Annotated in this window: 4 protein-coding genes and 3 pseudogenes; 4 read left to right on the top strand and 3 right to left on the bottom strand. The window is 58.0% G+C overall.

Features of this window, described 5'->3' with window-relative positions:
- Both AU381_RS30525 and AU381_RS00335 read left to right on the top strand, forming a co-directional pair.
- On the top strand, positions 1 to 261 hold a 261-nt coding region (locus AU381_RS30525; RefSeq protein ID WP_206743865.1), incomplete at its 5' end, for a hypothetical protein.
- Between the two features lie 222 nt (positions 262 to 483).
- Positions 484 to 1,341 carry a hypothetical protein gene (locus tag AU381_RS00335; protein WP_034859666.1) on the top strand — a complete coding sequence of 286 codons (858 nt, stop codon included), beginning with the start codon at positions 484 to 486 and terminating at the stop codon, positions 1,339 to 1,341.
- Positions 1,342 to 1,588: 247 nt separating this feature from the next.
- Here AU381_RS00335 and AU381_RS27830 read toward each other — a convergent pair.
- The 3 genes and pseudogenes from AU381_RS27830 to AU381_RS00320 form a co-directional block, all read right to left on the bottom strand.
- Positions 1,589 to 2,137: pseudogene (locus AU381_RS27830) on the bottom strand (Tn3 family transposase); the annotation flags it as partial.
- A gap of 481 nt (positions 2,138 to 2,618) precedes the next feature.
- Positions 2,619 to 2,669 (bottom strand): annotated as a pseudogene (locus AU381_RS31155) (hypothetical protein); the annotation flags it as partial.
- 71 nt (positions 2,670 to 2,740) lie between these two features.
- Complete coding sequence (locus tag AU381_RS00320) at positions 2,741 to 3,091, bottom strand: transposase (RefSeq protein ID WP_014857518.1); 351 nt, start codon at positions 3,089 to 3,091, stop codon at positions 2,741 to 2,743.
- A 387-nt stretch (positions 3,092 to 3,478) separates the two neighbouring features.
- Between AU381_RS00320 and AU381_RS30565 the strand changes: the two are divergent.
- Positions 3,479 to 3,733, top strand: a pseudogene (locus AU381_RS30565) (IS110 family transposase); the annotation flags it as partial.
- Between the two features lie 166 nt (positions 3,734 to 3,899).
- On the top strand, positions 3,900 to 4,424 hold the full coding sequence (locus tag AU381_RS29335) for a hypothetical protein (RefSeq protein ID WP_014330952.1): 525 nt from the start codon (positions 3,900 to 3,902) through the stop codon (positions 4,422 to 4,424).
- Positions 4,425 to 4,466 lie beyond the last annotated feature (42 nt).

Raw genomic sequence — 4,466 nt, 5'->3', positions numbered from 1 at the left:
GATAAAGCGGATCACGAGCAACTTCTGACATGGCCCATGTACGCACATCTTCCTCAGCCGTCGGTTAACTTTACGGTGCCAGTTGAGCCAGCGTTAATCGCCCTTGACGGCGGCCAGCGCCACGTTCAAAAAACCGGTGTGTTGTTCCGGCGTGCGCGTCTACTCTTCGTCTCGCTGATCTCGCGGCCCAATCTTGCCAGCCGTCCGGCAAAGACTCCACCTATCGCACTGTTCAGATTTGCGGAGCCGGCTCTCAGATGAAAGTTTCAACAGCGCCTCGACCGCGTCGCGCGTGTAGTCGATCGGCTCGGCGTTGTGCGCTATTCACCATGTGGCCAGCCGGGATCAGATCGAGGTAGGGGTTGCTGCCATGCACTCTTCCGTACGTCAGCTCGTCGTCAGCTCCCTGGCTTAGGCTGCTAACAGGTCTTGAGTAGAACGATATTACAACGGTGCAACCATTTCAATTGGGGAGCGAACCGCATGTATAGCAGTATCACTGGATCAGCCAGCCAATCTACAAGCGCGAGCCAAGCCGATGAATCGGGGCAGGCAGCAGATGACCAGACGTTTACGGAAACGCTCGCAGAGGCGGCGTCTGGTTCGTCGTCGGCGTCGCGGCTGTATTCCCTCACCTCCGAACCTCCTATCTACGAGTTGGACAGAAAGACGTTCGAAAAAGAACTGAAGAATTTCTATAGTGATGATGTCAAGCACATTGCCGATAATCCATTAGAATACTCGGATTTCGTGTCCAAGAAAGCCGAGCGCACCGCAATGGTCGCTAGAGTTGGTGCGAGCGTAGCTGACAAGCCTGGTGCGCAGTACTTCAGTTACCAGTTGGGCGACAAGAGCGTCGGGCTGCTAAGAGTGGATCCAGGATTCCGCATCAAAGGGAAAGACTGGCAGAAAGAGCACTTTCCGGAGCGAAAAAACATCTCATCGGTTGTGGCTATGCGAGTGACCCATCCGCTCGTTGAGAACGCGGGCGATGTTCTGCTCGAACATCAACTTCGGCTCGACGGCAAGAAGCCCTTAATCATGTCGCGTCCTGCTAACGATGACCCGAGGCCCCGTCTGGAGCAGATGGGCTTTGTTGACGTGGGTGGAAACGAGTTCGTGCTTGATCCTAAACGGCATGGCGATAAGTGGACGCTGAACGGCGACCGTGAATGGCAGCGGGCAGACAAGCCTCGACAGTATCTCCAAGCCGAGAGCGAGGATCCCGTTGAAGGAAGGAGCGACGAAAACGAAGGGTATGTCGAGACAGATTCGTCCAGCGATGACCCTTCTTGGTATTTGGAGCGGGCGTTGAATTTCCGCGGAGGACCGGCCGACTAAGAGGTTCAATAGGGAGCGGCATGAAGACTATCATGTCTCGTGTCCCGCGTGCCGGGAGGGAAGAGATAGCGAAACGGGAGCGCGCTCCTCGGTGCGCCTTTCCGCATATTGCGAAAGCAATCGCTTCGATGACTGTTTCGATGTTCGAGATAAGTGAACGTTGGTGCATAAATCCGTCCGGGGCGTCGCGCCCGGCTGGCGGTGACCTATAGGGGCGGTCGTCTGGCGCCGAGAGCCGTATGGCTTCGATTTCACCGCGTTCGTGGAAGAACACGGCGCGCTTGAGCTTATGTGCAGCTTCGCCCTTGTTGAGACCGGCCTGACAACGCCGGCGCAGCGCCGGACTGGAATACCATTCGATCATGAACAGCGTTCGCTCGATGCGGCCGAGTCCGCGCAGTGCTCTGGCCAGTTCGCTGTATTTCGATGAGGCGGACAACCGCTTGAGGATCGCCGAAGGCGCGACGGTAAGCGTCGTGATTTACGCTGCAAGGCGCAGGAGTTCGTCCCAATGGTCCATAATGAGCGCGGTGTTGATCGGTGCGCCGATATGATTTGCCAGTGTCGGATAGGCATCAGCCTTTTCGAAGGAACGGATTTTTCGCTCCTTGATGTTGCGAAGGCGCGGCGCGAAGCGCTTGCCGACCAGGCAGAACAGCGCAAAAACATGATCGCTCGCGCGCCCGGTATCCGTGAACAGCTCCTCGATCTCCAGAATCGTATCGTGATCAAACAGGCCATCGAGCACATAGACAGCCTCGCTCTCAGTAGGGCTGATCGGCAGGATGCTGTAATAGCTGCGCGGCGACAATCACGGTGAGGTGCGCCAGGCCAAGCTGGCGCGTTCCAGCCGGTGCGAGTCCGGTCCGGGTACCGGGCGCTGCGAGCACTTGCGGTGCTGTGAAACAACTGCCGAAGAGCGTGGTGCGGGAAATCTGCACGCCACGTTCTGTGGGAACCGGAGGTGGGTGACCGCCTCCGGTGACCCGGTGGCGTCCAGTAATGGGCGTCCCTACCGCGAAACGCGTATTGCCTCATCCAAGAGTGTTCCCAGAAAATAATGCCGTTGCCTCACTCGGATGTTCTCGAATGCCTCACGGGGACTCAGCGTCAATCAGGATCGCCGCGCTATAAATAGCCATATTGATCGGAAAGCCCGCTGTAGAATTTGGTACCGGGCTCGCTGCCATAATGGAGGTTGATGTCGCTGCGCCTTGCCGCCCGAGGCGGCGAATCTTCTTGTGGTTCACGACAATACCCTGCTGCCGCAGGGCCGCACCGACGCGGCGATAGCCGTAGAACTCGAACTCGTCGCAGATCGCGAACATCGCTTCGACGATCGCAGTGTCGTCGGCCGGCCTTTCTGGGTGGTCATAATAAGTGGAGCGCGCGATTCCCATCAGCCGGCATCCTTCCGCGACGGAGATGCCGCGGGGCCGGTGATGACGGACGTAGTCCCGCTTTTCGGCGGCGGTGCGTTTTTCAGAGGCCCCTTTAGAAACTCCAGTTCCAGAGCCTGCTTGCCGACTAGCCGCTCCAGCGCCGCGATCCGCGCCTCGTATTCCTGGAGGAGGTCAACGGCCTGCGCATCCTCGTCAAATGCACCTTCCTCGTACTTCTGAACCCAGATGCGGATAAGATTGCGCGACACGTCGTGGCGTTTTGCCAGACCATGCAGCGTTTCGCCGGCGAGAAATTCCTGCGCGACCTGACGTTTGAATTCGACGCTGTGACTGCGGTGCTTTGCCATGGGTCTTCTTTCCGAAAACCCGGTAGGCCGGTCAATTCCTCATCCCAATCTGTCCACCCCAAGGGGCGCACTCCAAGTGCCGAAGTAAAATTCCCCAATTGTGCCGCTCCGGATGACGAGGAGAGATGGCCATTTTTCGGTGGCCGGCCTCTTGGTTTCGGCGCCGGGGTGAAGTTTGGCGGATCCAGGAGGCGAACCGAGATCCCAGCTGGCTGAATGCCATTCAAAGACGGGTCTCGCCTTTTGGGCCCATGCCGCCGCAAGCGGGATATTGGTGCAGCCGCTCCAAGCGGCGACCGTATGTGATGAGGTGGAACGGCCCGCTCCGACAGCATCTAGTGCTAAAACGTGGTCGTTGTTCGAACGCCACAAAGGGGGGACCGTTCCATGAAGCATGTTAGCACCATCGGGCTCGATTTAGCCAAACTCGTTTTCCAGGTTCACGGCGCCGATATCGAAGGCTCGCCCCTGTTCAATCGGAAACTGCGTCGAGGCGAGGTGCTGCGCTTCTTCGAAAAGCTGCCTCGATGTCTGGTTGGCATGGAGGCATGCGGTGGCGCTCACAATTGGGCGCGTGAGATCGCGAACCTCGGCCATGATGTGCGCCTCATTCCTCCGGCCTACGTCAAACCTTTCGTCAAATAATGCTCACCTCCTCATTCCTTGACTAATCGTCAGATGGCCATAATGCGAAGGAACGCGGGACTGGCGCAGAAAATCCATACACTTCCGCTGTTCGGCGCCGTCGTTGCTCTGCATTATTTTCCAGCGAACCTCTGCGGTCATTCGACCAGCAGAGGAGTTGTGGATGTCGAAATCTGGACGAGAACTGATCCCTGAACTCAAAGCCGTACTGAGCAGTCGCCGCTACAGTCCGGTGGTGATCGGAAATTACTGCGCCTATGCACAGGAGTTTCTCGATTACTTAGGGCATCGAGGAATTATGGTCGCAGATGTGACCGAAGCCGAGGTCGCGCGATATCTGTGCGATGCAGTCGCGCTATTCCGGAAGCGCCGCGGTCGAAATCCCGGCAAGCGCTGGCACGAAATTCCGCAGTCGGGTATTCACGCTCTGCTGCGGCTTGTGCAGCATCAGTGGCCACCTGCTCCAAAAGCAACCTGCGCCGCCGACCGACTGCGGCTTGCGATCTGCAACGAATACGAAACCTGGCTTCGCGAGGAGCGTGGCCTTGCTTGGGCGAGCATCGACGCGTTCTTGTGGGGGGCCAGACATTTCCTGGCCTGGCAACTCGAACGAAGCGGAGCCGAAGACCTCATGGAGGTGAGCGTCGGCGGGCACTGTAAAGTTATCAGCGGATTGATGCAGCGATAGCTGGCGGGGACGGCTGTCAGGCTGCGGCGACACACGCGATTT

Origin of the sequence: Sinorhizobium glycinis (assembly GCF_001651865.1) — a bacterium.
Lineage (GTDB): Bacteria > Pseudomonadota > Alphaproteobacteria > Rhizobiales > Rhizobiaceae > Sinorhizobium > Sinorhizobium glycinis.
Note: the sequence above shows the minus strand (reverse complement) of the source record. Positions and strands in the feature narration are given on the sequence as shown.